Here is a 1,376-nt window from a genome sequence, read left to right on the forward strand (position 1 = left end):
CGGCCAACTGAAACGCTCTGAACATTAAAAACCAGCAAGGTCGAGAGACCTTGCTGACTGCGATTAAAGCGAATACTTCTGCAAGTTCCCCATCATTTCCTTCAGCGCTTCAATATTGTCCTTCGGATGCGCGGCCCCCTCAAAATCACAAATCTGCTCCCACTGCGCCGCCACATCTTCCGGCGAGAAACCCACCCGCGGATCGAACCCGGCACCCAGGCTGCGCTCCCAACGCACCTTGCCCATCCAGCCGCCACCAACTTCAAACAACCCGGATGTTTCTTTGCAATTTTCGCTGGCCAGATACACCACCAACGGGCTGACCAGTTCCGGTTTGAGTTGCTCGAATACTTGCGGCGGGATCAGGCCTTCGGTCATGCGAGTGCCGCCGGTAGGTGCGATGGCGTTGACCAGGATGTTGTTCTTGCGGCCTTCAATGGCGAGTGTGCGGGTCAGGCCGTAGAGGCCGAGTTTGGCCATGCCGTAGTTGGACTGGCCGAAGTTGCCGTAAATGCCCGAGGTCGATGCGGTGAAGATCACGCGGCCATAGTTTTGCTCACGCATGTGTGGCCAGGCGGCGCGCGTGACCTTGTAGGCCCCTTCGACGTGGACGCGGTAAACCAGGTCCCAGTCGGCGTCGTCCATTTTGTGGAAGGTCTTGTCGCGCAGGATCCCGGCGTTGTTGACCACTACATCGATACGACCAAAAACGTCGAGCGCGTGCTGGACGATTTTATCGCCGTCAGTGACGGAATCGTGGTTGGCCTCGGCGATACCGCCGGCCTCACGAATTTCGGCTACTACGCGGTCTGCCGCCGACGCGTTGGCGCCCTCACCTTGCGCTGAGCCGCYGAGATCGTTGACCAGCACTTTGGCGCCCTGTTTGGCGAACAGCAGCGCATGCGCCCGACCCAGGCCGCCGCCTGCACCKGTTACGATCACGACTTTATCTTCGAAGCGCACAGACTCATTCATGGGGGAACTCCAGCAGGCCAAGGGACGATGAGCCCGAGTGTCAGGCACGGCGCTGCTGGTCACAACGAACAAGGGTCGGGCTGAATGGTGCCCGATAAGGCTGGGGGATAATCAGGAACAGGCGGCCCTGCGCGGAGGCAACGCCAGCCGATCACGAAACTCCAGATAGTGCTTGAGTACCTGCGCCGGCGCTTCGATCTGTGGGTAATGGCCAATCTCGGCCAGCAGGACCGTGTCGGGATTAGGGATCAGCTCACGATAGCGCGCGACCATGTGCGCACCGGAAATCGGATCGACCTCGCCATCAATGACACGCAGCGGCACTTCACCGCGTTGCATGGCGCCGACCCAACGGTCACGCTGGACCCGCCGCTCTGGAATGTACGTGATGAGCTTGTGCA

At 60.0% G+C, this 1,376-nt stretch carries 2 protein-coding genes; both read right to left on the reverse strand.

Annotated elements, in window-relative coordinates:
• Positions 1-63: 63 nt before the first annotated feature.
• A complete protein-coding gene (locus tag AC1DRJ_RS27800; RefSeq protein ID WP_477804970.1) occupies positions 64-975 on the reverse strand; it encodes an SDR family oxidoreductase in 912 nt (303 codons plus the stop codon).
• A gap of 111 nt (positions 976-1,086) precedes the next feature.
• A partial coding sequence (locus tag AC1DRJ_RS27805; RefSeq protein ID WP_477804971.1) for an alpha/beta fold hydrolase occupies positions 1,087-1,376 on the reverse strand: 290 nt, incomplete at its 5' end.

The organism is Pseudomonas sp. P5_B2 (genome assembly GCF_056400445.1).